The following is a 24,527-nucleotide window of genomic DNA, read 5'->3' as shown; positions in this document are numbered from 1 at the left end:
CTCCGGCCCCACCTGATCGACGGCTGCCTCACCGCCACCGGCCTGGCCCTCGCACCACCGACCCCACCCTGAAAACCTCAGTAGGAGCGCCCGGTGCCGCAGGCGAGGATGGGGCGCATGTTCTTGACGAGCGGGTGGATGCGACGCGCCGAGCTCCGACCGGTGGGGACGTGCCGTTGTGTCGGGGAGGGAACGGCACGATGAGCACGCCGCTGTACCAACTGAAGGCCGAGTTCTTCAAGACGCTCGGCCACCCGGCCCGGATCCGCGTCCTGGAGCTGCTGAGTGAGCGCGAGCACGCGGTCGCGGAGATGCTGCCCGAGGTAGGCATCGAGCCCGCACACCTGTCCCAGCAGTTGGCCGTGGTGCGGCGGGCAATCTGGTCAAGACCCGCAAGGAGGGTTCGAACGTGTACTACTCGCTGACCAGTCCGCAGGTCGTGGAGCTTCTCCGGGTCGCACGGACCATCCTGTCCGGGGTGCTCGCCGGGCAGGCCGAGCTGCTGGCCGACCTTCAGGCCGCGCAGGGTGAGGGTGAGGGAGAGCCGTCGTCGTAGCGACCCGGTTGAAGTGACGCGCCCCACGCCTCCGCAGGGTCCCTCAGCCCCAGCGCGGGGCCGCCGGCCGTTGTGGCTGCGGCCCCGCTCGGGTGTGTGGGTCAGGACGGGTCGCCGTACTGAAGGCCGCGTCCGTTGGTGCCGACGTAGACGCGGCCGTAGGTGTCGGGGTCGCCGGTGATGACGCCGACGCCGCCGATGGCGCCCCACTGGTGGGCCTTGTCGTTGACGCGGAGCCAGGTGGCGCCCTTGTCGGTGGAGCGGAAGACTCCGGTGACGTCCTTGACGGTGCCGATCAGGTACAGAGCCTGGTAGCTGGTGCCCGGCTTGGCCTTGCCGAAGCCGAGGGCGGAGGCGGACTGCACCGACCTGAGCGTGGTGAAGGTGCGGCCGCCGTCGGTGGAGTGCAGCAGTCCCTTGCCGTAGCCGGAGATCCACAGGTCCCCGGCGATGCCGGGGGCGGCCTTGAGCCGGCCGTCGGTGGGCAGGCTGCCGGCGCGGGCGGTGAAGGTCGCGCCGCCGTCGGTGCTGGCGTAGAGCGTGCCGCCGGACAGGGAGTAGAAGGTCCTGGCCGAGGAACGGTCGGCGACGACCACGGCGCCGGTGCCCAGACCGCCGACCCTCGACCAGCTCGCGCCCTTGTCGGTCGAGCGGTACGGGGCCTGACCGGCCTGGGTCCAGACGATGGTGGAGCCGTCCGCCGCGAGCGCGACATGGCCGTCCTGGGCTTCGGCCACCGGCTCTGCCTTGAAGCCGTTCCAGCTGAGGCCGCCGTCGGTGGAGTAGGCACCGTCCTGCGCGCCGCCACGGCCGACGCGGACCATCATCGAGGGCTTGGACTGGGCGAAGTCGATGTCGGTGCTGTTGGTCATCATCGGGTTCTTCAGCCGCCCGGAGGGCACCTTGGTCAGGGAGTCGTGCCGGAAGCCGCCCTGGTCGCCCATGGAGGTGATGACGGTGGCGCCGCCGGGCGGGGCGATCGCGTCCAGCAGCGCGGTCTCCTCCAGCCCTCGGGCACCCATGTGCCAGTGGCTGGTGCCGCCGCTGTCGGAGGCGTTCGCGTCCTTGCTGCGCAGGATGCCGTTGCCGGTGCCGTACAGCACGTGCCCGGAGTTGAAGGGATCGATGGCCAGGGCGGTCATCCAGTGCCCGGTGTGGGTGCCGACGTAAGGAGCGGCGGAGGCGCTGCGCACCGACTTGTCGGCCAGTGCCTTCCAGGTCGTGCCGCCGTCGGTGCTGCGGTAGATCTCGTCCTCGGGCCACCAGCGGCCGAGGGTGGTGACCATCACCGTGGAGGGCTTGCGCGGGTCGACTGCCAGACCGGAGAACCCGTAGCTGCCCTGGGACGGGGAGATGTTCTTCCACGCCCCGCGGTTCGGCGTGTACTTCCACACCGAGCCCGCCGTCACACCGTTGGGTCCGAGGTTGTTGGTGTACGTCAGGTACAGCGAGCCGTCACCGGAGAGCACGCCGTGCTGCGGCAGTTGGCCGGTGGGCTGTCCGGCAACCGGCTGCCAGCTGCTGCCGCCGTCGGTGGAGCGGTACAGGGAGGTGGACCTGTCGTTGACGCCAACGTAGATCGTCTTGCTGCCGGCCGGGCCGTACGTCACGAAGGAGATGCCCGCGCCGCTGCCCGCCCCGTCCTTGACGGGGAACGAGGAGACCTGACGCCATGTCACGCCGTAGTCGGTGCTGCGCCACAGGCCATTCTTGCGGGTGCCCAGCAGCAGGGTGCCGTTGTCGGCGGGGTCGACCACCAGCCGTTCGCCCGCCCCGCGGCCGTCCTCGTTGGCGCCCAGCTTGAAGGGCAGATCGGTGCGCTTGAAGGTGCGGCCCCGGTCGGTGGAGCGCAGGATCGCGCCGTTGCCCGCCCAGTCGTTGGTGTAGGTGCCGGCCCCGAGGTAGAGCCGCTTGGGGTCGACGGGGTCGGTGGCCAGCGAGTCGATGCCCAGCAGGTTCCAGTCCTTCTCACCCAGCCAGTCGGTCAGCGGGATCCACTGCTCGGCCCCGGTGTCCCAGCGGTAGGCGCCGCCCATGTCGGTGCGCGCGTACAGCAGGCCCTTCTCCCGCGGGTTGAACACCAGCCCGGTGACGTAACCGCCGCCCACCACCTGGGCGTTCTTCCACACATACGGTCCGGCCGCGGCCGCGGTCTGCGCCCCGCCGGTCCCGGACGTCTGCGTCTCGGCCGTCTTGACCAGCTTCCACTGCTGGTTGGTGCTGCCCCGGCTCGGGTACTGGACGACTGCCGCGCCTTGGGCCGTGGAGCCCCCGGAGACGTCCAGGACCTGGCCGCTCCTGCGGGAGGTGAGGGTGACGGCGTCGGAACCGCTCACATTGTCGATCCGCCACTCCTGTGAGGTGGCGGAACTGTCGGTCTGCTGCTCGGCGGCGGCCCCGTGGGCGGTCGAGTTGCCTGCTATGCCCAGTACTTTGCCGCTGTTGCGGTTGACGAGCTCGTAGTAGCCGTCGCCCTTGGACTTCAGCTTCCACTGCTGGTTGGCGGTGTTCTGGTCGGTCCACTGCTGGATACGGGTGCCGTCGGCGTTGGAGAAGCCGTTGACGTCCAGCACCTTGCCGCTGCGCACGGAAACCAGCCGGTAGTACGCGTCGCCGTCGACCGTCGCGGCCTGCGAGTCCTCCTGCGCGAACAGGAGATACGGCACGACCGCGGCGGGCACGCCCAGCAGCACAGCGGTGGCGGTCCAGCGACGGCGGTGACGCCCGCGGCGCCCGCCGTTCGTGGGGTTGTTCATGGGGAGGCGTTCTCCTTGCCTGCCGTTCACCAGAGGAAAAGCGAATCCGGGCACCGGAACTGGCCGGATCCGCTTCCTTGTCGTCACAGGCTCCGCACAGGTTGCCGCGCGCCGGGAACTTTTTTCAGGGCACCTCCTCCGATCTGCGTCATTCCAGCCGCCGCCAGGCCCGGATCGGCGTTGCGGAAAGAACCTGCCGTGCCTTCCGGCCATCTCACATAGGGGCGCATGACCTGTGGGAACCGTGCGATGCGACCAGAACCACCAGGGGAGAGAGCGTGTCGGCCATCAGCCAGCGGATGCACCTGGTGCTGCTTGCCGCCTGGACCATCCTGTGGTTCGCCGTGGTCCAGCCGCACGGAGGCTTCTCCTGGCACTACCTGCGTACGGGTGGGGAGTTGCTCTACGCGGGCTCGGGCCGGGCGGACGGCGGTCTGAACCTGTACGCCCACCACCCGGAACTGCAGATGGGCCCCGTCAGTTTCCTGGCGGGGGGCCTGTTCAACCCCTTTCCCGAGCCCGTCGGGCAGTTCCTGGCCGCCGGCGTGATGTCCCTGATCGGCCTGATCATCCTGGTGGTGGTGGGCCGCAGCGCCGCCTGGCACTTCCTGGGCACCGGCACCAATCACCGGCGGCTGCGCCAGCGGGTGCTGATCGCGGGCCTGGCCTTCATCCCGATGTGGATCGAGGTCGCCGTCCGGTTCGGCCACCTCGACGACGTTCTGGCATCTTCTTCACGGCCCTGGCCGTACGCGCCCTCACCCGCGGCAACGCCGCTGCGACGGGCATCTTCCTGGCCCTGGCCTTGGACTCCAAACCGACCGCGCCGGCCTTCCTGCCGTTGCTGCTCGCACTGCCGAGAAGGCAGTGGCTGCGCGCGGGTCTGTGGTGTGCGGGGCTGGTCGCGCTCGCATGGCTGCCGTTCCTCCTCGGCGCCCCGCAGTCGTTCGCCGCAGCCGAGTTCGCCATCCCCAACCAGCCTGCGTCCGCGCTGCGCTGGCTCGGCGTCGACGATCCGCAGACCCCCGCCTGGGACCGCCCCGCCCAGGCCTTACTGAGCCTCGTGCTGGGCTGCGTCGCGGTCTGGCGAGGCCGCTGGCCCGCCGTGGTCCTGCTCGGCGCCAACGCCCGGATCGCGCTGGACCCCAGCGTCTACACGTACTACACCGCCTCCGTCCTGCTGGGCACGCTGCTGTGGGACGTGATCGGGCAGCGGCGCCTGGTGCCCTGGTGGAGCTGGATCGGGCTGATCACCCTCTACGGCACGGTCTTCGTCGTTCCCGATGACGCGGCCCGCGGTCTGATCCGCATGGGCTTCGTCGTCATATCCACGGCATACGTCCTGTTCGGCCCGGTGCGAGACCGACGCCGCCGGCGCTTTCTGTCCCGTGGCGGGCGGGCGAGCGCAAGCCCTGCGAATGTTGCGGGGCGCGAATCGTGTGAGAAGTATTGACGCCGTTCGCCGGGTCTCTCATCATCCACTCTGCTCGATATGTCGACTCCGGTTCGGAATATCGAACGTACTACTTCTCAAGGATGAGAGGTCCCATGCGCGGACGTAGTTTCATCCGCAGACGGCTGTCTGCAGTGTTTGCAGTCCCGGTTGCGGTTCTGGCCTCGTTGTCGGCGATGCTCGTCGCCAACCCGGCTCAGGCTGCCACCACCGGCGCCGTGCGCGGCGTCGCTTCCGGCCGGTGTCTCGATGTGTCGGGCGCGAGCCAGACCGACGGCACGAACGTGCAGATCTGGGACTGCCACGGCGGGACCAACCAGCAGTGGACGCTGACGGACAGCAATCAGCTGACCGTGTACGGCAACAAGTGCCTGGACGTTCCGGGCCACGCCACCACGGCCGGTACCCGGCCGGTGATCTGGTCCTGCAACGGCGGTACGAACCAGCAGTGGCGGGTCAACGCCGACGGCACGATCGTCGCCGTGGAGTCCGGACTGTGCCTGGACGTGTCGGGCGCCGGTACGGCGAACGGTACGGCGGTGCAGCTGTGGAACTGCACCGGCGGCAGCAACCAGAAGTGGACCGGCCTGTCCGGGGCGGGCAGCACCTGTTCCCTTCCGTCGACGTACCGATGGGCCTCGACGGGTCCGCTGGCGCAGCCGGCCAACGGGTGGCTCTCACTGAAGGACTTCACCACCGTGACGTACAACGGCAAGCACCTGGTCTACGGGACGTACTCCGACGGCAACTGGCGCTCGATGGGCTTCGCTCCCTTCACGAACTGGTCGGACATGGCGTCGGCCGGACAGACCGGGATGAGCCAGTCCGCGGTGGCGCCCAAGCTGTTCTACTTCGCGCCCAAGAACATCTGGGTGCTGGCCTCGAACGGGTGGGGTACCCAATGGCCGTTCGTCTACCGCACGTCGAGCGACCCGACCAACCCCAACGGCTGGTCCGCGCCGCAGCCGCTGTTCACCGGCAGCCTCCCCACCGGCGGGCCGATCGACCCGACCCTGATCGCCGACGACCGGAACATGTACCTGTTCTTCGCCAATGACAAGGGCGGCATCTTCAGGTCGACCATGCCGATCGGGAACTTCCCCGCCAGCTTCGGCTCGTCGTACACCACGGTCATGACCGACACGGAGAAGAACCTGTTCGAGGCGCCGGAGGTCTACAAGGTCCAGGGCCAGAACCAGTACCTCATGATCGTCGAGGCTCGTGGTGTGAATGAGGACCGCTTCTTCCGTTCCTTCACGGCCACCAGCCTGGACGGTCCGTGGACCCCGCAGGCCGCCACCGAGTCCAACCCCTTCGCGGGCAAGGCCAACAGCGGCGCCACGTGGACCAACAGCATCAGCCACGGTGACCTGGTCCGCACCAACCCCGACCAGACCATGACCATCGACCCCTGCAACCTGCAGTTCCTCTACCAGGGCCTGCCCACCAACACACCGGCGAACACCCCCTACGAGAGACTGCCGTACCGGCCGGGGCTGCTCACCCTGCAGCGCTGACCCGTAGCGGAACCCCAGCCGCACGGCGGCTGGGGTTCCGTCGGCGCTTGCCGTTCAGCCCTGCGGACCGGGCTACTGCCCGTCGGCGACGACGTCCCAGTGCTCGATGATCTTTCCGTCGACCACACGGAAGAGGTCCACAACGACGTAGTCGGAGCTGAAGACCCACACCAGATCCCCGTCCGCGAGGGTGTTGCCGAACCGGGTCCCGCCGCCTCCGGTACAGGAATGGACGCGACGCTCATCACCGGTGTGATCGCTGTACTCGGAACTGTGCTCGGTGCCGTTGTCAACGGGCGCTTCCAGGAGCGTGCAGCCGGTCGCAGTGAAGCAGCGGTCCGCGCGGAGGAACGCCGTGTCCGTCAGTTCGACGCCGTCCTCGATCTCAGCGAGGCGATCAGCGATCACCGGACGGCGATGTGGGCACGCGGCGAAGCGACCCTCAAGGGTGATAGCGACCAGCGTAAAAGGGACTTGCAAACCGCGAGCCATGCCGCCCGTCGGGCCATCACCCGCCCGCTCAACGCCCTCCGGATGTTGATTGACGACTCGGCCGCCCGCGCGAGCGCCGTCGCCATGGTCACCGCGACCTTCGCCATGCGTAATGCGTACGACACCGCCGAAGAGCTCACGGCGGCCCGTGAGGCGGCGCTGGCCGCACACGACGACTTCGTCGACATCGCGGGCACGTACCTCCGACACCAAGACGACCCGACCGGTCCCGATCAGCCATCGGTAGCCGCTTGCCCTCCGCTCGCGCGACGGCGCTCGAGAAGTCGCCCCCGCTCCAGCGCGGCCCGGGCAGAGGTCGTGGCCGCGGCTGGCCGCCCCGTCGCTGCGGCCCGGTCGTCGATCTCCTCGAGGAGTTCGCGCACCATCGTCACGATGGAGGCCACGTCCGTATCGCTCAGATCCACGATGCCGAGGTTGGCGAGGTCACGCAGCTTCGTGGCGAGTCCCGCCATCCAGCTGCCCTCGCCCTCCTCTTCGTCACCGTCACCATCGTCGGTGAGCAGGTCGTCCCAGTGCGCCACCAGGTCCTCGGCGATCGCCCGGACATCTGCGGCTGAGAGATCGACAGGGTCGGGCTCGTCGTCGAGCGCATCGACGGTGACGTTCTTCGCCCAGGCCTCCAGCGTGCGCGCGAGCGCCCGTTCCCGGTCCCGGATGCCCTGCCGGGAGCCGATCTCCAAGGGCTGGCCGCGCTGTTTCGTGGTCATCCCCACCGCACGGGCGGCATTGAGCAGGGACAACTGCAAGCGGTCGACTTCTAGATGGGCAAGGCGAGTGAGTCGTAGGGCCTCCTCCAACTCGGCCTGCTGTGCCGCGATATCAGGCACCGGCGTCCCCTCGTCGTCGAGCCTCATCAGCTTGCTGTGGCGGTCACGCACGAAGCTGATCAGTCCCAGCAGGTCGTCCGGGCCAGGCGGATCGGCAAGGCCGGCGTCGCCGTTCCGGTGACGGCGAGCGACCCGGTCGGCGATGTCGACGGCGCTGATGGGGCCCAGGGGGCGGGGTTGGTTCACCACGCCCGTCAGCATGGCGGACAGCCTCGTTGCGCGTGACGGCGGCGGTTAGACCGTACGAGCTGCCGGACAGCTCGGTTGCGCATGGCGGCGTCCCGATAGAATCGATGCAGGGCAACTCGCGCCGCGCCCGACGTCCAGCCCCCGGCGCCCACGCCGCAGGGGCACTGAGGCCAAGAGTCTGAGACTCGCGCGGATTGCTTGGCACGCCGTGACGTCCTCCGTCTACGGCCGCAGAGCGTGGGACCGTCGGTCGGAGAAGGAAGCGACACCGCCATGACGAGCACCGGCGAGCGTGAACTTGACCGCGCGATCCGTCAGTACCAACTGGACCACCCGGGCACCAGTCTCTCGGCCGCCCGCCGCGCCATCGAACGCCGTGTCGCCGAGTCCGCCCCCATGCCCCGGCGCCTGGCCATCGTCCCCGTGCCCCACGACGGAGAATCGCTCGCCTCGTGGGTCGACCGGGTCGCCGCCGACAACCTGGTCGGCCGGCATCAGATGATGGAACTCCTCGGCTTGGAACCGGGTTCCTCCGCCGCCCGACGGCTCCGCCAGCTGTCCGAACACCTGCCGGAACGTACCGCGGAGCGTCTGTACGCAGCCACAGGAATCAAGGCAGAGCAGGCCCGCGCCATGGCCGCGATCCCCCCGTCGGCGAAGGCGGTCGAAGTGCTGCCGTTCGACGAAGTCGTCGAGCACCTCGGCCGCCAGCTGGAGCAAGCGCGTACCCAAGCCCAAACCGAGGGGCTTCCTGCGTCGGCCCCCTGGACCCTCGCCTTCAGGGAGCCACAGATCACCCAGATGGGCGGTGCCCAAACTCTGCGCAAGGCCGCCAAGCGCGCGGCCCGACCTCTCCGGATCAGCCTCCGGGTCACCGTCTACCGCCGCGAAGGCGATTCGGATCAGCTCGTCACAGCCCACAACCAGGGCCCGTACAAGGTCGTGAAGCGCGACCCGGTGGACACAGCCACTGCGGTCCCTTTCACGCTCGACGCGCACGCCGGCCCGAGCGGCGACGAGTGCGATTGCGGCCGTGGCTACTGCCTGAGCGGGAGTCTGGCGCGGTTCGGCTGGTCGCCGTGGCCTGAGCCGGTGTGGTACTCGATCCGGCCCGACACCGACCTGCGGACCCTGCCCGAGGAGTACCGCACGGACGATGGCATGCACCTGCTGTTCGCGCCGCTCGAGCGCCGCTCCCTCGACGACTACGACCACGTCCTCGACCTCACGCCGTTCCTGGAAGGAGCCGAGCTGGGCCCGCTGGCCGACGTCCAGGTGTATGCGACCAATGCCCGCGGGCAGTACCGGGGCTCATCGCACGGAGCCATGTGCCGGTACGCGGACACTCGCGAAGGCGCTGGCTTCGGCCCCTTGCCCTCACAGCGCCACGAGATCCTGACGCTGGCCGAACTCGTCGAGATTCTCCGGCCCATGGCCGAGAACAACTCGTTCACCATGCCCTTGGAGCAGATGCTCGCAGGCGGTCTGGCCAAGTGCGATCAGGACCTCGAAGGCCGCTGGTGCGTCTACTGCAGCGGCTACTCGGTTCGCCTTCTCACCCCCCTCCAGTGCAGCCACTACCGATCAGAACGGGAGCGCCGGTTGCAGAGCCCCGTATGGGACTCGGGCGATCCCGGGACGGACGCGTTTCCTGGTGCTCCGGTGGCGGATTAAGGGGCGGAGCGCCGACGGGTCGGCACGACGACCTTCAGGTGTTCCAGGCGGCGGGCAACCAGGCTCACCGCGCCTCGTGAGTGCTCGACGACTCCGTGGACGAGCAGCCCGGCGTGCTCGGTGTTCGCCGCAGCTCTCGTGCGCCCAGATACGTGGCCGGTGCCAGGCGGGCGGGACGCTGTGCTGCGCTTCGGCCCGCGATCGTGGGTGCAGTTCTGCGCGTACCTCGACGGCATTGAGATCGTCGACTTGGGTTGGGCAGGCTGAGTCAGAGGTCGTCCTGACGCGTCTGCCGCGACCAGGTTGCCGTAGGGCTTTCCTCCTTCTCTCGTGCGCGGCAGGCGGGGCAGATCAACTGGGCGCGCAGCCCGTACCGGGCAGTGAGCCCCTGGCAGCGCGGACACGGCCCGACCTGCCTCGGCTCGCAACCGAGCAACATCGCGGCCGCGGCACGGTCCGTGTCGGGGGCGATTCGTCTCGGAAGGTCGTTCACACTTCGGAATGTACGCCTTCGAGCGGAGTGTCTGGCGAGCCGTTGCCCGACCAGCAACCCGTGGCGGTGCGACGCCCCAACTGGGGAGCGCATCGCTGTGCCTGGGCGGCCAGCTGAGCGCGGCCAGAATCACCGGGTTCCGATGCGTTGCCGCGCTCGCGTCGGCGGAAGTCGCAGAACATCCGGATGCCTCCTGACGCCGTAGCCAGGCGAGGTTTGGCGTCAGGGGGCGGGCCTGGGGGTGGCAGCGGGAGCAGGCGCCCGGGCAGTGGCCTCTGCGCTGCTCTGCTCGATGCCGCAACCGCGCCGGGATGTCAGGGCGGCGGTGAGGAGGGCTGCGACCGGCCAGGATGCGGCGCTGACGGCCAGCGTCGCCGTAATGGACATGCCCTGGGCGTGGGCAGCGAGCAGCAGTACGGCGGCATGGAGTACACCGGCTGTGCAGGCGAGATCCGCTTCCCAGGCCGTACGGCGCAGCAGGTGCTGAACCGCTCGGTGTACGGCGGCGGAGCAGGTCAGCAGAAGGGGACCTCCCAGTAGAGCGGTGGTAACAGCTGTCCACCACGGCGCCTCGGGCGCCAGCAGGAAGCCTACTGCCCCGGCGAGGGCGAGCGCGAGCGCGGTGAACAGGGTGGCGGTGCTGATCTGCGGGCCGCTGGTGGGGGCGGTGAGCGGCGGATCCAGAAGGTAGAGGAGGCACAGCGTCGCGCCCCCGATGGCTCCCAGCATGATCGGCCACGGCTCGGACAGGTTGGTCAGCCATGTCAGTTAGCTGGCAGACGAGTTGCTCAAGCTCGCTCGGGATGTCGGGGCGCAGGGACCTGAGAGGGGCCGGGGTGTCGCGGAGGTGCTGGTGGAGGATCTGCCATGCGTTGCCGGAGAAGGGTGGGGCGCCGGTGAGCAGTTCGTGGATCAGGCAGCCCAGAGAGTACAGGTCGCTGGGCGAGTCCAGGCTGGTGTCGCCGCGAGCCTGTTCGGGGGACATGTACGCCGGGGTGCCGATGGCGTTGCCGGTCACGGTCAGGGTGTGTCCGGTGGCGTCGCTGAGGCGTGCGATGCCGAAGTCGCACAGCAGCGCCCGCCCGTCGTGGGTGATGAGCACGTTGGACGGTTTGATGTCGCGATGTACGACACCGGCGCGGTGGGCGGCGAGCAGAGCCTGGCAGACGTGGTGGGCCCAGGTCACAGTGTCGGCGACAGCGGCGGGGCCGACGGCGGTGACGGCGCTCAGCGGTCGGCCGGCGACGAGATCCATGACGAGATATCGAACCCGTTGGCCGTCGAGGTCGGCACAGCGGTGGTCGTGAACCGAGACGACGTGCGGATGCGCCAGCCTGGTTGCGACGCCTGTTTCCCTGCGGAAGCTGGCCTCGTGCACGGTGCCCGTCTCGGGCACCGTGATGATTTTGAGGGCGACGTCGTGGCCACGCTGGATGTCTTCGGCGTGCCAGACCTCTCCTATGCCGCCCTTGCCGATGATGTTGACCAGCCTGTAGCGGCCCGCCACCGTGGCGCCGCGCATCAGATCCTCCTGCGTCTCATGCCGGGCGTCTGTCCGCCCGGTCGCGTCGACGACGCTTGCTTGTGTGCCGGCGTGCGGCGGAGCATACGTAAACGGTGCAGGGCGGCTGGGAGGCACGGCTGCGGCCTGGGAGGACGGCTTGGGGATTATGAAGGAGGGCCCGGCTGCTGCCGGGCCCTCCTCTTCGTAGCGGGGACAGGATTTGAACCTGCGACCTCTGGGTTATGAGCCCAGCGAGCTACCGAGCTGCTCCACCCCGCGTCGGTACGGCCACTGTACACAGTCGGCGCTGCGGGGCGGGTCGATCGGCCTCAGCTGCGGACGATGTTCTCCGCTTGGGGACCCTTCTGACCCTGGGTCACATCGAACGTGACCGTCTCGTCTTCCACCAGCTCGCGGTAACCGCTTCCGGCAATGTCGGAGTAGTGCGCGAAGACGTCCGGCCCGCCGTCCTGGGCGATGAATCCGAAGCCCTTCTCGGCGTTGAACCACTTCACGGTGCCGCTGGCCATGCAGAGTCGTCCTTCGTTCTTGCCGGGCGGGCCCAGCTGAGTCGATGTGCGGGTGCCTTCCCGTGCGGAGGGAAGCCCGGCCTTCGTCCTACCCCCTGCCCTGGCGGATTATCCGGCAGGCGACGACACGGTCTAGGAAGGCGCGGCGCAGATCATCCCGGACTCACCTGGCTGGTCACCCTGTCCGTGCTTGAAAACCCCGCGGAGCCGGTCGTGCTCCTTGGTCTCAAGGTCTTCTTCGTAGGTCCCGAACGGGCCCGGTTCACCCGCATGGGCAGCGCCGAGCAGCGGTGCGCCGCCCTTCTGGCGGTGAGGTCCCGCGATCACTGGACACCCGCCTCGTCCTGAATATGGACGGCCGTGATCCGCGCACACCACGGCGAAAGCGAAGTCTCCGTGTGCGAACTCTCTGCGGTGATCGGCTTGAAGATGGGATCCTGCGGGGATGGGGCATCACTCCTACCTGGTCGTTGGCGAATACCAGTTCCTCTACACCCGCGATCACTACAACGAGGAACTGGCAGCGCTCTTCAACGAAAACGACCGCGAGCTGGTCGTCGCCGACGTCGGCGATGACACGCGTGACGACGACTGGGGCGAGCGCGAGATCACGCTCGGGTACTACACCACCGCCAACGCTCTACGGCAGCGCCTGAACGTGCAGGGATTCACCTCGCGTCGCGCTCTCGCTGACCTGGCGGAGGGCATCGAGCAGTGGCGGAAGACCTACGACGACCAGAGCGGGCTGCGGGAGCGGGAAGCCCGGGGCGAGCGGCTCTACCAGACCCTCGCCCGGCGCCCGCGCGAGCCCGCCGAACTGCTCGCGGCAATCGGCGAGGCGATCAGACCGCACCAGCCATACGCGTCGTTCGCCACCGCGGAGAAGTACATCCAGTACGAGGACGAATTCACCGAGACCGCCGCAGACGTTGAAGAACTGCGCTGGTTCGTCGAAGGCCGCAGCCTCGTACGACTGATCGTCGACCAAGCCCCGGACCGCATGCGGGTCGGGCTGGACCTGAGCGGGCTGACCGGCTGCTGCGTAGGCCTGGACACGGACCAACCCATCGCGGGCCCGACACGTGAGCGGCAGCTCGCGGCCCTGCCCGACAACGCCCCGCTGATCGTGCTCACGGAAGGAAGCACCGACTCCAGGGTTCTCACCGAGGCGATGCACGTCACTCACCCGCACCTCGTGGGCTTCGTCCGCTTCATCGACTACACGGGCACGAAGGCACGCGGCAGCGTCGGCGCGCTCGCGATCATGGTGAACGCGTTCATCGCGGCCGGCGTCGCCAACCGCTTCGTGGCCATCGCCGACAACGACGCCGGCGCACATGAGGCGTTCGCCAAACTGAAGAGGCAGAAGTTGCCGGCTGGATGTCGGGTGCGGCACTACCCAGACCTGTCCTTGCTGGCCCGCTACCCCACCGTCGAGCCGAACTCCCCCACAATGTCGCTGACTGACGTGAACGGCGCCGCCGGCTCCCTGGAGATGTACCTCGGCGAAGACGTCCTGACGATCGACGGTACGCTGGCGCCGGTCCACCTGAGAGTTTTTATCCCCGCCGTGCAGCGTCACCAGGGTGGGCTGTCGGAGGCGCACAAGGTCCTGGTTCTGAAGGCGTTCGAGGAGAAGGTGAAGGCAGCCCGGGCAGGGCAGCGTGACACGGGCGACTGGAGCGGCGTGCACGCCATCATCGAGGACATCGTCCACGCTTTCGACTGAAGGTCGCGGGAGCGGTCCTCAGGAGGCCACCAGCGGTCCGGCAAGTCACAGATCGAACATGCCTCCTTGATCATCTTCAGCGAGAGCTTAGCTTGTTCTTTATGGTCTGAGACTTCATCGGGATCAGCAGCGCACGCGAGCGGTATCGCCTTCAATCCGGACGATGCACTCCTTGAACAGCGCCATGGGCTCTCCGCCGTCTTCGGGGACCAACGTCAGTCCGAGGTCCATGATGGGCTTGATGACTTGCGCGGTCCGGCTTCCGTCGGCATCTGGGCCGTGCAGGGCTGCCCAGTGTTCGAACCGCGTGCGGACTGCCTCCCATCCGGGGCCGGGGGTAAAGCGGCACAGGAACGTCGGCTGATCAGTTGCGTAGTGTCGGAGTTCTCCGATCTGGGTGTCGCCCTGCATGAGCCACCATCTGCCGCTCATCGCTGCTCCCTCAGTTGGTCGCGCGAGCCGTGCGAGTCGAATCGTCCCTCGAACTGTCTCCCCCACGTGGGAATTCATCAGACACATGGGCGGCCTTCGTCCGATTCTGTGCTCCGACCAAGGAACGCACCGAACCACCACGAAGGCCGTAGGAATGAGCCTGCCGCAACTTGATGCCCGGCGGGAGGCGTTCGCGGAAGCGTCACGCTTCCCTACGTTGTTCTGCGGGATGTGGTGAGCCCTCCGTATGGTTGACCCGCCCAGGGGCGTCGGGTGTGGCTTTCACGCTTCTGCCGCTTGTGGCTTGCCCGGATTGGCCACCCGACGACCCACGACGACTCGGCTGCCTGCCCGTGCGCGGGGACACGCTGTTCGAACTGACCGACGCGTTGCTGTGCGCGGACGGCCCGGTGACCACGCCGGTGGATCTCACGCTGACGGCCGAGCACCGGCGCGGGCACGGCGCGATGTACGACGCGCTCAACTGCGGGAACGTCGATGTGCCACGGTTGCGGCAGGTGCTGGCCGGGCTTTCGCAGCCCGAGGCCGCCGACGGCCGTCTGGTCCTGGCGGTGGACGTCACCCACTGGCTGCGGCCGGACGCGCCGACCAGTGCGGACCGCCTGTTCTGCCACGTCTACCGCCGCAGCGGACGCTCGTCGGACCAGTTCGTGCCCGGCTGGCCCTACTCGTTCGTCGCCGCGCTGGAGTCGGGCCGGACCTCGTGGTGCCAGATCCTGGACGCGCTGCGGCTGGGGCCGACCGACGATGTCGCCGAGGTCACCGCCGCCCAGGTCCGCCGCGTGGTCGAAGACCTCATCGACATGGGTCGCTGGAAGGCGGGCGACCGCGACATCCTGATCGTCTTCGACGCCGGGTACGACGCTCCACGCATGGCCTATCTGCTGGAAGGACTGCCGGTGGAGGTCCTCGGTCGGATGCGCACGGACCGCGTGATGCGCAAGCCCGTCCCGGTCCCCTGGGTCTCGCCGCCACAGGGCGGACGCCCGCCGAAGCACGGCAAGGAGTTCCGCTTCGCCAATCCCGACACCTGGGGCGAGCCCCATGCCGCAACCGCGGCTGTCACCGACCGCTACGGCACCGCTCGCGCGATGGCCTGGGACCGCATCCATCCTCGTCTGACCACCCGTTCCGCGTGGATCGACCACACCGGCGAACTCCCCGTCATCGAAGGCACGTTGATCCGCCTGGAGGTCGACCGACTGCCCGGCGGCCACGATCCGCTCCCCGTCTGGCTGTGGTCATCGGCCACCGGCCTGTCGGGCGAAAACGTCAACCTGCGCTGGCAGGCGTTCCTGCGCAGATCGACCCGGTATCGGCTGAGGACGCGGTGCACAGTGGCGGGGTTGAGGCCGAGCAGGTAGGCGATGCGTGCTGGCCCCCAGCGGCGCAGGACACGGACTTTGATGATCCGCCGCTCGGTGCGAGTAGGGGTGCGCCGTGGGCAAAGGTGGGGGCGGCTGGAACGATCTGCCATCCCGGCCGGCCCCTGGTCCCGGTAGCGGTCGGCCCACCGCTTCGCTGTGATGGGCGAGACTTGGAAACGTTCAGCTGCGCGACGCAGTGGCCATTTGTCGTCGACGACACACTGGGCCAGGCGCAGGCGGCCGGTCTCGGTCAAGGGTGCGTTGCGATGAACCATGCGGATCCTCCAGGCTCGGAAAGGACGAAGGCCGGGGGCACGAGTGATCACTCGTGCCCCCGGCCGTGATGCAGGCGCCGCCAGGGTGTGACGTTCGGAAGTGCCCGTTGTTCGGCGGGCTCCGGACCAACGTGGCGAAACCTGCACGGGGATGGTGTGCGCTCCTTGGGGGTCGCCTGATTCCTGAGGCGGGCTGCGCCGATCGTGGCGAGCATGCCGGTGTGGCGCGGGGTCCACCCCGGCTGCCTGGCGCGAAGGACAGCGCCGTTTGGAAGTCGGCGCTGGATTGGCGCGATTCGTGAAGGTATACCCGGTGCCCTGGGCAGGGCCGGGCTCTAGCCGATCGCTGTGGTCAGCGGTTGGCCGTGACGTGCCCGGTTAGCTTCTCCCAGTTGCCGGATCCGATGGCGGCCTTTTCCTCGTGGCTGAACGGCGCCTGCTCGAGGAACGAGCGGGCGACCCCGTTGGCGGTGTCGAGGAAGGGGAATCCGCCGGGCCGGGTCCCGAATGTGTAGGGGTAGTCGGTGGAGTACATCATTCGCTCGGTCCCGACGACCTCCGAGGTCCACCGCATGTAGCGCTCGCTGACCGTGCCGCTGCCGCACACCCAGAAGTTCTGCGTGAAGTAGTCGGCCAGCGGGCGTTCCAGCTTCGCGTTGTGCGCCATGATCCCGGTGTGGTCCAAATAGAACAGGACGACCTCGCCCCAGTGTCCGGCGATCACCTGCAGCTCGGGGTGCCGGTCGAACACCCCGGAGAAGATCATCCGCAGGTACTGGATGCCCAGGTCGAAGTACCAGCCCAGCCCCGCCGTCGCGAGCCCCATGCCCGTACTGCGCGCCATCCCAACTCCGTCGTCGAAGCCTGAGTAGTACGCGTCGAGGACCGGCTTCACAGGGGTCTGCGGGTGAAAGTGCAGGGGAACTCCCAGTCGCGCGGCGGCCGCGTAGAGGTCGTCGAACTCCGGGGCGTCGGCGAGCTTGTCGCCGGTGCGCCCATAGAGCATCGCGCCGGGGAACCCGAGCTGGGTGACCGCGCGCTCCAGTTCGGCCGCGGCGGCCTCGGGCGCCGCGGTGGGGATGGCGGCGAAGGCTTGGAAGCGGTCGGGCCGCCCGGCGACGATGTCGGCCAGCGTGTCGTTGGCCTCGCGGGCCGCGACGACGGCGTCTGCGGCGCTGAGGTTCTGCACGCCCGGCGAGGCCAGGGACAGGACCGCGACGTCGATGCCCTGGTCGTCCATATCGGCCAGGCGCTGCTCGCCGAAGTCCCGCAACCGCCGGGCGAACGACTCGTCGCCGAACCCGAGCTGCGGAATCTGCGGCACCCCCGCCTTGGCCCACGCGTCGAGCAGCCCAGGCAGGGCGATGTGTTCCTCGAGAGCCACGATCTTGATCTTGTCTGGCATGGCGTACTCCTGTTGTCAGTGGTGTCTTTCGCGGCAAGCGCGTGCGGGCACGGATGGCCGATGCCCTCCGGGCCTGGGGCCTTGCCGAGACGACTCGCGGTACGTGCTGCCGCGTACGCCGGTGTTCGCCGAATCCGTGGCCCGGACTGCTCGCCGGGTTGGGGCGCCAAGCGGCGCCCATTCGATGGATTCCATCGGCAACACCTAAACAGTATCACTGATATTGGCACCGATCTATCGCCGCGGTATCATCGATTCATGCCTCGAGGAACAAAGGACGACGTCACCCCCGGCCCCGGCGGGCGCGAGCTCACCCGCCGACGCGTGATCGAGGCCGCCGCGGACCTGCTCGGGCGCGAGGGCCGCGAAGCGGTCACCACCCGTGCGGTCGCAGCGGCGGCCGGTTTGCAGCCCCCGGCGATCTATCGCCACTTCGCTGACATGGACGAACTGCTCGATGCGGTGGCCGAGCACGGCTACGCCACGTTCCTGGCGGCCAAGCACGCCGAGCCCAACCCCAGCGACCCGCTCGAGGACCTGCGCGCCGGCTGGAACCTTGCCGTCGAGTTCGGGCTCGCGAACCCCGCGCTGTACGCGATGATGTACGGCGAGCCCAGGCGCGGCACGACCTCTGCCGCTTTCCAGGCAGGCATGGAGATTCTGCTGGGCCGCATTCGCCGTCTCGCCGCGGCCGGCTGGCTACGCGTCGAGGAGCACCTCGCGGCCGCGATCATCCACGCGACCGCGCGCGGGGCCGTGCTCACCTGGCTGTCGATGTCCGACGATCAACGCGACCCGGCCCTGCTCACGTCCCTGCGAGAGGCCATGGTCACCGCCGTCACCAACCAGAAGCCCGACGTACAGGACCCGGGCGCGGCCGGTGCGGCCCGGGCCCTGCGCGCCGCACTGCCCGAACAGACAGCCCTGAGCAACGCAGAGCAGCACCTGCTCAACGAATGGCTCGGCCGTATCGCGGCCGACGGGTAACGGGTAGGCCACCGCGAGCCTGCGGGCCTTCTGCGAACATCAGCGATCAAGCCCGGGCTGTGATGGAAGCGGGCTGCCGCCTCATCGAGACAGTGTTGCGATGGGGTAGACGGCCCATGCCGCACCCCGGGTCTCGCCCTTTGCCGTGCGGACGACCCCCATTGCCCCGATGGCATAGCCACTCCGACCGCTCACTGAGCACCCTCCAGGACCCGCTGGAACTGCGTCCTGTCACGAACCTCTGTGGGCAGAACACCTAGACCTGCGCCAGACCCCCGACGCGTAACCCAACTACGCAGCCTGCCCCGGGAGCGCGCGTGCACGGCGTCTGCGGCGTGGGGTCTGCGCGGTGACACCGGCGGGAGCGACTCGATCACCGCGGGAATGCCCATAGCCCGGCCGGCTGTCGACCGCTTGTGCGGAAGAGGTGGGCGGTCGACTCGGCCGGGTGTGGCGGGCGGTGCCGTGGCCTGATGGTGGGGCAGGGCGTACCAGGCCACGGAAGGCCGGGATCAGTATCCGTAGATCATCTTGTAGGCGACCTCGGGGAGGAACTGCCCAGCCGAGGAGCCGCCTCCGACGCCGCAGTTGCCGTCGGACTCGCCCGGAACCTTGATCCACAAGAGCATCTCGGCGCCTCCGCCCAGCTGGGTGGGGGTGCCGATACGGCGGCCGGAGGGGTTGCACCACTGGCCGTTGGAGCCGTTGCCATTGCGGCTGCTGTCCACGACGAACGGCTTGGTGTAGCCGTAGCGGGCGCCCAGCTCCCGGTTGACGGCGTTGCCGTAGGCGGTGTTCTCGGCGGTGGTGAAGTAGTTGGAGACGTTGAGCGAGAAGCCGTGCGCCTGTCGCAGGCCGGCTTCGTGGAGGCGCCGGGCCATGGTCGCCGCGTTCGCCCAGCCCGGGTTGCCGGCGTCGAGATACACCCAGGTGTTGGGGGCCTGGCGGCTGAACTCGGCGAGGGCGCCGGTGAGCATCCCCTCGCGTTCGTCGATCTGAGCTTGGGTCATGCAGCCGTAGTCCCCGAGGGAGTCCGGTTCCAGGATGACGACGGCCGGGCGGTTGGCGATCCCACCAGCGAACTGGGCGATCCAGCTCCTGTAGGCGGACGGCGAAGCGGCTCCGCCCGCGGAGTGCCCGCCGCAGTAGTCGCGGTTGTAGATGTTGTAGGCGACGAGGAGGGGCAGCTTGTCGACCTGGTCCGCCGCTCCCACGTACCCGCCCGTGGCGGTGCCGATGGTGCCGCTCCAGGAGCCGAACCAGCGGGCCATCGGGGTGTTGGCGATGGAGGAGTTGATTGCGGGCGCCCGGCCGTCGCGGGGGTTGGCGGCGACCCACCTCTTCGCGCTGGAGTCGGGGTCTACATAGAACCCACTGGTCATGGTGGTGGGGTCGGCCGCGTGGGCGGACGGTGCGACGGCGAACGCCAGCGGCAGGGCGAAGAGCGCTGCGGCCAAGGCGCGGAGTCTGCGGCGCATGACTGACCTCGATTTCCTGGCAGGGGTCCGTCGCACCCTCTGGTCCCGAGCGTGCGACCTGAGCAAGAGCGGTGTTGCTACCTGATCTTGGGAGCGCTCCCACTGGAAGCGGTCCCAGAGCACTGGAAAATCGTTGGGGTGGCTTCCGGCATGGTGTTGCGCCGTAGTTGAGCTGTCAAGGGTCGATGCACCGTTGAGCTGTCAAGGGTCGATGCACCATGCTCGTATGGCGAGAACAAGCCTCATGGGTCACGAAACTGGAAGCGATCCCAGACTAGGTCCCGGGCTGGCGGAGGTCGAGGTCTCCTTGTCTGTCTCACGACGTCTCCCAGGGTGGCAGTGTCATGGTCCGGGGTGAGACGCTTCCCGTCCGGTCATGAGGGAAAGGCTCGTGGTCATGACAGTTGCGCCGCGTCGGCAGCCGACGCTCGAGGAGGTGGCCGAACGCGCCGGGGTCTCCCGTTCCGTGGCCTCCCGTGCCCTCAACAACGCTCCGCATGTCAGCCCTGCCAAACGGGAGGCGGTTGAACGGGCCGTCCGGCAACTCGGTTATGTGCCCAATCCGACCGCCCGTGCTCTGGCCACGCGTCAGACGGGAGCGGCCGCCCTGGTCGTCTCGGGAGAGGATCCGTCGATCTTCGCGGATCCGTTCTTCGCTCAGGTGATCGTGGGGGCGTCGACCGCTCTGGAGGACGCCGATCTGCATCTGATGCTGTGCCTGGCCGCTTCCGACCGGGGTCGCAAGCGGGTGGAGGAGTTGCTCCGGTCCAAGGGTGCCGACGGTGTCCTGCTGATGGCCCTGCGCGAGGGCGATCCGCTGGCCGGTATGGCCGAAGAGGCGGAGATGCCCGTCGTGTTCGGAGGACGCCCCGTCGGTGTAGCTCCCCGGTGGTATGTGGACGTCGACAACGTCGGCGGAGCGCGCGAGGCGACCGAGTACCTGATTTCGCGCGGCCGGACTCGCGTGGCCGCGATCTGCGGGCGTCTGGACACCGAGGCCGGACGCGCCCGGTACCGCGGCTACCGGGACGCCTTGTTGGGGGCCGGCCTCGATCCGTTGCCGCCGCAGGAGGGGGACTTCACCGAGCCCAGCGGAGCCGCCGCCACGGCCGTCCTGCTGAAGCAGCACCCCGATCTGGACGGAATCATCGCAGCCAACGACAACATGGCAGCGGGGGCGTTGCGCACGTTGCGCGCGGCCGGCCGGGCGGTCCCCGCCGACATCGCTGTGGTGGGTTTCGACGACCTGACCGTCGCCCAGGTCGCTGATCCGCCCCTCACCACCGTCCATCAGCCCATAACGGCTCTCGGACGTGAGATGGCGCGCATGCTCGTCGCGGTCATCAACGGACACGACCCCACCCCGTTGATCCTGCCCACGCGCCTGGTCACCCGCTCAAGCGCCTGACGGTCCTGCACTGACGAGCACGAAGTCGAGCATGAACGCGAGACACGGCCCCGGCTGATTGCCGCTCACTGCTTCACACCCTTGGGCGAGTTAATGGACCGCCGACGCCTGACGGAAGCGCCTCCAGCGCCGAGCGCCATCGCCCGAAGCGGCATGGGCAAACGGGCGTGGGCCCGCACGGGCGGCGGAACTCAGGCCGACGGCAGGGGTAGTTGGCCCGGGTGGCAGGCCGGCTTCTACGGGCACAAGGGGGAAACGTCCGAGGAGTACTGGAAGGTCCGCTGGCACGACTCTGACTGCGGCTACGGTGTTGGCCAGGTCACCGACGGCATGCGCCTCGCGGGCCACGAGAAGCCCGGCGAGACGTTTCTCCCTCCGGTGACGCAGAAGGCCGTGGCCCTGGATTACGCGGTCAACATCGCCGCCTCCATGTACATCCTTGCGGACAAGTGGAACGAGGTGCACACTGCGGGGCAGACCATCACCGACCTCGCTGCAGCCGATCGTCTCGGTCGGCACGTCCTCCCAGGTCACACCTGTGCGCAGCACGTAGACGATCCCCCGCAGAGCCGCACGGTCATCCGCCGGCAGTCGGCCTGGATACCGCCGACGCCGCGGTGGGCGAGGCGGGAGCAGCGGAGCGACACGATCCCACAGGTCATCAGGCACAAGATCATCCGACACCCGCAGAACTCTGCCGCCCACCAGCCCAACCGCCAAGCCTGTGAGCCAAACTCATTCTGAAATGATCAGTAAGGCTCACGAGGGTGCGGTCGCATCGTCGGCTCAGGCTCGCGCGCCGCCGTCGACTCGCAAGACCGTGCCGGTCACGTAGGAGGAGCGGTCGCTGAGCAGCCAGGCGGCGGCCTGAGCGATTTCGTCGGGGTCGGCCGCGCGGCGCAGCGGGGTGTGCGCCTTGAGCCGCTCGACGAGTCCGGGCGAATCCGCTTCCCAGGTACGGATCATCTCGGTCGCTGTGTGGCCGGGGGCGATGGCGTTGACACGGATGCCCTCCGGGCCGTAGGTGACCGCGGCTGATTCGGTGAGGCTGTTGACCGCCCGCTTCATGGCGCCGTACGCAGGGAGTTCGGGGTTGCCCATCAGACTGCCGACGGATGAGTTGTTGACGATGGCGCCCGTCCGGGCGGTGGCGCGGATGGCGGCGATCTGGGCGACCATGGCCAGCCAGACGCCCTTGAGGTTCACGGCGTAGACGTGGTCGAAGTCGGCCTCCGGCAACTGGTCCATAGGACCCGGGGTCTGGATCGTGGCACCGTTGTTGAACGCGACGTCGAGTCGGCCGTACAAGTCCACGGTGCGGTCGACGGCGGCGCGCGCGCCGGCCGCGTCGGCCAGATCGCACACCACGTAGTCCGCCGTGCCGCCAGCCGCCCGGACTTCCTCGGTCACCGCCTTCAACTGTGCCTCTGTCCGGGCAGCGAGCAGCACCCGGGCGCCCTCCCGGGCGAACAGCCGCGCCGCGGCGGCGCCGATACCGCGCCCGGCACCGGTGATGAAGGCGACCTTGTCGGCCAGCAGGCCCAGGGCGGCGGGGGCGGACGTGTCGGTGGTCGGTGTGTTGTCCATGGCAGCGAGCCTGCGACCGTTCGCGGAGCCGATCCAGGCACTGACGGTACCTGGATCGGCTCCGCGATCCCCGCGCACACTGGGGGGTGTGGACAGACGAGAACTGGCGGCCTTCCTGCGCAGCAGGCGCGAGCGGATCACCCCGGCCGACGTTGGCCTGCCCACCGGGCCGCGCCGCCGCACCCCGGGCCTGCGCCGCGAGGAGGCGGCGCAGCTGGCGTTCATCTCGACCGAGTACTACACGCGCCTGGAGCAGGCCCGCGGCCCGCGCCCGTCACGCGAGGTACTGGCCCAGCTGGCCCGGGCCCTGCGCCTGTCGGACGCCGAGCGCGACCATCTCCACCACCTCGCCGGCGCACCGCCGGGCCCGCCGCCCGGACCCCCGCGCGAGGTGCGGCAGAGCATTCTCGACCTGCTGCGCCGACTGCCACAGGCCGCCGCGATCGTGACGTCCGCGACGCTCGAGGTGATCGCCTGGAACGATCTGGCGGCCGCCCTGATGGAGGACTTCTCCGCCCTGCCACGGCGTGACCGCAACCTGGTGCGCCGTGTGTTCCTCGGGCCGCACCCGCAGGGCAGGCGGTTGTACGGGGTGTCGGACGCGGACGCGTTCGCCCGCCACTCGGCGCAGCGCCTGCGCGCCGCCGCCGCCCGTTATCCCGACGATCCCGAAGTGAACGAGCTGGTGGGTGACCTTCTCTCCGGCAGCAAGGAGTTCACACGGCTGTGGGCCTCCCACGATGTGTGCGCCGAGCCCACCCTGTGCAAGACCTTCCAGCACCCGCTGGTCGGCCCGGTCACCGTCAACTGCGACGTCCTCGACGTCACCGACCGGGACCAGCAGGTCGTCATCTACACCGCGGCACCGGGCTCGCCCTCCGAGGAGGCGCTGCGGCTGCTGTCGGTCATCGGCACACAGCGCATGGACGTGGCCAACTGAGCCGCACCAGGACCGGGTGATCATGCCGGTCCGCACCACCCGTCCGGGTACGCAAGAGCGGCGGGAACGGGCAGCCGCGGTCCGGTAACGACGAGTCGGCCGAACGCCACGCGGCTGCTCCTGAGTCCAAAGCAGCCAACCACACCGCTCAGTGGCCAACTAGGGCACGTCTCTAGTTGTGATCATCAGGTTTGCAGAAGACTGCCGATCCAGATGGTGGCTGCGCGGAGATGGAGTCCGGCCAGGTAGCTCTCGGGCGTCTTGTCGTAGCGGGTGGCGATGCCTCGCCAGTCCTTCATCCTGTTGATGGCCCGCTCGATGGTGTTGCGGTCACGGTAGAGGTCGGTGTCGTGGGTGACGGGCCTGCCGCCCTGGCTGCCCTTCTTCCTGCGGTTGGCGGCTTGGTCCTTCCTCTCCGGGATGACCGCTTTGATGCGGCGTTTGCGCAGGTGGGCGCGGTTGGCGCGGGAGGAGTAGGCCTTGTCGCCGGCCACAGCGGCCGGTCGGGTGCGAGGACGGCCGACTGGCAGGCGGACCCGTAACTTGTTCAGGACCGGGATGAACTGAGGGCTGTCGGCGGCCTGACCGGCGGTCAGGACCAGCGCCATCGGCCGGCAGCGCCGGTCGGCGGCCAGGTGGATTTTGCTGGACAGTCCGCCGCGGGACCGGCCGAGCAGGGCAGCGTTCAGCCGGGCCCGCCGTCTTCGGCGGATGCGTCGCCGTTCGGCCTGGACGGGATCGTTTTCGCCGTCTGGCCCGCCTTGTCCCTCGGACGCTCCCCCTTTTGAGAGGCCGCCTCCTCGAGCGCGGCCAGGGTCTCCTCGCTAACTGGCTCTAACAAAAGCTGTTGATCATGTGACTGTCGGCATGCTCGATCGTTGATGTG

General features: G+C 68.8%; 16 protein-coding genes, 1 tRNA gene and 7 pseudogenes. 10 read left to right on the top strand and 14 right to left on the bottom strand.

The features are described 5' to 3' along the window. Positions 1–200 precede the first annotated feature (200 nt). Positions 201–556 (top strand): annotated as a pseudogene (locus tag IE263_RS47270) (ArsR/SmtB family transcription factor). Positions 557–657: 101 nt separating this feature from the next. Here IE263_RS47270 and IE263_RS47265 read toward each other — a convergent pair. Together IE263_RS47265 and IE263_RS50290 are read right to left on the bottom strand one after the other, a co-directional pair. Next, positions 658–3,312, bottom strand: a complete 2,655-nt coding sequence (locus tag IE263_RS47265) for an RICIN domain-containing protein (RefSeq protein WP_189944344.1) — start codon at positions 3,310–3,312, stop codon at positions 658–660. A gap of 83 nt (positions 3,313–3,395) precedes the next feature. Continuing rightward, a complete protein-coding gene (locus tag IE263_RS50290) occupies positions 3,396–4,022 on the bottom strand; it encodes a hypothetical protein (RefSeq protein ID WP_373312311.1) in 627 nt (208 codons plus the stop codon). Between the two features lie 95 nt (positions 4,023–4,117). Between IE263_RS50290 and IE263_RS50285 the strand changes: the two genes are divergently transcribed. From IE263_RS50285 to kilB, 3 genes and pseudogenes are all read left to right on the top strand, one after another. Continuing rightward, the gene (locus IE263_RS50285; protein ID WP_373312310.1) at positions 4,118–4,765 is read left to right on the top strand and encodes a hypothetical protein; all 648 of its coding nucleotides are present in this window, start codon (positions 4,118–4,120) and stop codon (positions 4,763–4,765) included. A gap of 95 nt (positions 4,766–4,860) precedes the next feature. Next, entirely contained in the window at positions 4,861–6,282 is a 1,422-nt protein-coding gene (locus tag IE263_RS47255; RefSeq protein ID WP_189944343.1) for a non-reducing end alpha-L-arabinofuranosidase family hydrolase, read from the top strand. A 228-nt stretch (positions 6,283–6,510) separates the two neighbouring features. Further along, positions 6,511–6,915 (top strand): annotated as a pseudogene (kilB, locus tag IE263_RS50430) (plasmid transfer protein KilB); the annotation flags it as partial. Between the two features lie 92 nt (positions 6,916–7,007). Here kilB and IE263_RS47245 read toward each other — a convergent pair. Further along, entirely contained in the window at positions 7,008–7,823 is an 816-nt protein-coding gene (locus tag IE263_RS47245) for a hypothetical protein (protein WP_189944342.1), read from the bottom strand. 261 nt (positions 7,824–8,084) lie between these two features. Here IE263_RS47245 and IE263_RS47240 point away from each other — a divergent pair, with 261 nt between their 5' ends. Then, positions 8,085–9,485, top strand: coding sequence for a TniQ family protein (locus IE263_RS47240; RefSeq protein ID WP_189944341.1), 1,401 nt, complete (start codon positions 8,085–8,087; stop codon positions 9,483–9,485). A gap of 715 nt (positions 9,486–10,200) precedes the next feature. Here IE263_RS47240 and IE263_RS49345 read toward each other — a convergent pair. From IE263_RS49345 to IE263_RS47225, 4 genes and pseudogenes are all read right to left on the bottom strand, one after another. Next, complete coding sequence (locus IE263_RS49345) at positions 10,201–10,707, bottom strand: hypothetical protein (RefSeq protein ID WP_229911567.1); 507 nt, start codon at positions 10,705–10,707, stop codon at positions 10,201–10,203. 43 nt (positions 10,708–10,750) lie between these two features. Beyond that, positions 10,751–11,500: pseudogene (locus tag IE263_RS50280) on the bottom strand (serine/threonine-protein kinase); the annotation flags it as partial. Between the two features lie 187 nt (positions 11,501–11,687). Further along, positions 11,688–11,761, bottom strand: a tRNA-Met gene (locus IE263_RS47230). Between the two features lie 50 nt (positions 11,762–11,811). After that, positions 11,812–12,012 (bottom strand): cold-shock protein, encoded by a 201-nt coding sequence (locus IE263_RS47225; RefSeq protein WP_189944339.1) that lies wholly within the window; start codon positions 12,010–12,012, stop codon positions 11,812–11,814. 445 nt (positions 12,013–12,457) lie between these two features. On the opposite strand from IE263_RS47225, the gene IE263_RS47220 reads away from it, so the two are divergent. Next, the gene (locus tag IE263_RS47220; RefSeq protein WP_189944338.1) at positions 12,458–13,741 is read left to right on the top strand and encodes a HEPN/Toprim-associated domain-containing protein; all 1,284 of its coding nucleotides are present in this window, start codon (positions 12,458–12,460) and stop codon (positions 13,739–13,741) included. 123 nt (positions 13,742–13,864) lie between these two features. Here IE263_RS47220 and IE263_RS47215 read toward each other — a convergent pair whose 3' ends face one another. Beyond that, complete coding sequence (locus IE263_RS47215; RefSeq protein ID WP_189944337.1) at positions 13,865–14,173, bottom strand: hypothetical protein; 309 nt, start codon at positions 14,171–14,173, stop codon at positions 13,865–13,867. A 290-nt stretch (positions 14,174–14,463) separates the two neighbouring features. On the opposite strand from IE263_RS47215, the pseudogene IE263_RS47210 reads away from it, so the two are divergent. Further along, positions 14,464–15,498 (top strand): annotated as a pseudogene (locus tag IE263_RS47210) (transposase); the annotation flags it as partial. Between the two features lie 8 nt (positions 15,499–15,506). On the opposite strand, the pseudogene IE263_RS47205 reads toward IE263_RS47210, so the two are convergent. Together IE263_RS47205 and IE263_RS47200 are read right to left on the bottom strand one after the other, a co-directional pair. Continuing rightward, positions 15,507–15,836, bottom strand: a pseudogene (locus IE263_RS47205) (helix-turn-helix domain-containing protein); the annotation flags it as partial. Positions 15,837–16,188: 352 nt separating this feature from the next. After that, on the bottom strand, positions 16,189–17,241 hold the full coding sequence (locus IE263_RS47200) for an amidohydrolase family protein (protein ID WP_189944336.1): 1,053 nt from the start codon (positions 17,239–17,241) through the stop codon (positions 16,189–16,191). Positions 17,242–17,499: 258 nt separating this feature from the next. Between IE263_RS47200 and IE263_RS47195 the strand changes: the two genes are divergently transcribed. Continuing rightward, positions 17,500–18,228, top strand: a complete 729-nt coding sequence (locus IE263_RS47195; RefSeq protein WP_189944335.1) for a TetR/AcrR family transcriptional regulator — start codon at positions 17,500–17,502, stop codon at positions 18,226–18,228. 512 nt (positions 18,229–18,740) lie between these two features. On the opposite strand, the gene IE263_RS47190 is transcribed toward IE263_RS47195, so the two are convergent. Then, on the bottom strand, positions 18,741–19,706 hold the full coding sequence (locus tag IE263_RS47190) for a glycoside hydrolase family 6 protein (RefSeq protein ID WP_189944334.1): 966 nt from the start codon (positions 19,704–19,706) through the stop codon (positions 18,741–18,743). Positions 19,707–20,103: 397 nt separating this feature from the next. Here IE263_RS47190 and IE263_RS47185 point away from each other — a divergent pair, with 397 nt between their 5' ends. Beyond that, the gene (locus tag IE263_RS47185) at positions 20,104–21,114 is read left to right on the top strand and encodes a LacI family DNA-binding transcriptional regulator (protein WP_189944333.1); all 1,011 of its coding nucleotides are present in this window, start codon (positions 20,104–20,106) and stop codon (positions 21,112–21,114) included. 486 nt (positions 21,115–21,600) lie between these two features. On the opposite strand, the pseudogene IE263_RS47175 reads toward IE263_RS47185, so the two are convergent. Further along, positions 21,601–21,798: pseudogene (locus IE263_RS47175) on the bottom strand (transposase); the annotation flags it as partial. A gap of 102 nt (positions 21,799–21,900) precedes the next feature. Further along, the gene (locus IE263_RS47170; RefSeq protein ID WP_189944332.1) at positions 21,901–22,701 is read right to left on the bottom strand and encodes an SDR family NAD(P)-dependent oxidoreductase; all 801 of its coding nucleotides are present in this window, start codon (positions 22,699–22,701) and stop codon (positions 21,901–21,903) included. Positions 22,702–22,789: 88 nt separating this feature from the next. Between IE263_RS47170 and IE263_RS47165 the strand changes: the two genes are divergently transcribed. Beyond that, on the top strand, positions 22,790–23,641 hold the full coding sequence (locus IE263_RS47165) for a helix-turn-helix transcriptional regulator (protein ID WP_189944331.1): 852 nt from the start codon (positions 22,790–22,792) through the stop codon (positions 23,639–23,641). A 185-nt stretch (positions 23,642–23,826) separates the two neighbouring features. Here the strand turns inward: IE263_RS47165 and IE263_RS47160 are convergent. Next, positions 23,827–24,452: pseudogene (locus IE263_RS47160) on the bottom strand (IS5 family transposase); the annotation flags it as partial. Positions 24,453–24,527: the final 75 nt, after the last annotated feature.

The organism is Streptomyces aurantiogriseus, from assembly GCF_014649375.1.
GTDB classification, from domain to species: domain Bacteria; phylum Actinomycetota; class Actinomycetes; order Streptomycetales; family Streptomycetaceae; genus Streptomyces; species Streptomyces aurantiogriseus.
This window is presented reverse-complemented; position numbering and strand designations above follow the sequence as displayed.